We start from the raw sequence: 1,308 nt of genomic DNA, 5'->3' as shown, positions 1-1,308 counted from the left end.
AATTTCAGGCATTAATGGATGCGGGTATCAGTTTTGCTAAAGAATTTGGTATTGCTATTGGTGTGGAATTAACCGGCGAACAAATGCGGGCATTAACCACCGATATCGTCTTGTTAGTGAAAAAAAGTATTATGGTAAATGGTCAACCAACTGAGGTACTTGTACCACAAGTCTATATGGTTAACCGGCCTCAATTAGGTACTGATGGTGCATTAATTGCGGGTGACAATACTTTTATAAAAGGTGAACAACTCAATAACACTGGATTAATCGCGGCCAAACAAGATGCTCTATTAGATGGCTATAATGTAACCAATAAAGGGACAATTTATGGTGGTCGTGTTGAGATTGATGCCCAAAATGACATTATTAACTATGGCAAATTAGTCGGTGACAAATTAGTTTACTTATCCGCCGATAATGATATTAATTTATTATCAAGCACCCGCACACAAACCCGCGATCGAAATCGGCTGACCAATATTGATCAGGCTAGTACGATTTTGGTGAATAATGGCAATATTGTGATTGATGCCGGTCACGATATTAATGCAAAAGCTGGTTATATTGTCAATAATGGCAACGAAGGTAACACTTGGTTACAAGCTGGCCATAACATAGGCTTTACTACCGCAGAGCTGGAAGAAAAATTTGATATTACAAGTAAAAAAGATTATCGCAGAACAAACGAAAAAAGCGTTGTAGGTACACAAATTACAGCGGCTAATAATGTTCAGTTAACTGCTGGTAACGATATAACAGCTAAAACCGTAGACATTGCTACCGGTAATCACCTTGGTTTACAAGCAGGAAATGATATCAGTATAGAAGCTTCAAAAGAGCACTTTGATTTAGATGAATTTCATAAAAGTAAATCTAAAGGCTTTTTGAGTAAAACAAAAAGTAGTTCACATACAGTAATAGATAATAATACTTCTAAAGGAAGTGAACTAAGTGCCAATAGTGTAACAATAAAAGCAGGGCATGATTTAGATATATCGGGCAGCATGGTAATAGGGGCCCAAGATGTCTACCTCAATGCGGGTAATAATGTAAATATTGCAGCTGCGGAAGAGAGCTATTACCGCTATGAGAAACAAAAAACAAAAACATCTGGAGTATCAACAAGTTCAAAAGGAATAAGTGTTGGTTCACAATCAACCAAGGCTACCTCAACCTCTAATGAAGTTAATCAATCTCAAGCAGGCAGTTTAGTCGGTACCTCCGGTGGTAATGTGATTATCTCGGCCAATAAACAAGTAACCATTAGTGGCAGTGACATTATTGCCGGTCGAGCAGAAGGTGATG

1 protein-coding gene is annotated in these 1,308 nt (G+C 37.9%); it reads left to right on the top strand.

The window, feature by feature from the left end:
* On the top strand, positions 1-1,308 hold a 1,308-nt coding region (locus tag B6C99_RS12955; protein WP_173795353.1), incomplete at both ends, for a hemagglutinin repeat-containing protein.

The sequence above is a fragment of the Gilliamella sp. N-G2 genome (assembly GCF_002142215.1).
Lineage (GTDB): Bacteria > Pseudomonadota > Gammaproteobacteria > Enterobacterales > Orbaceae > Gilliamella.
This window is presented reverse-complemented; position numbering and strand designations above follow the sequence as displayed.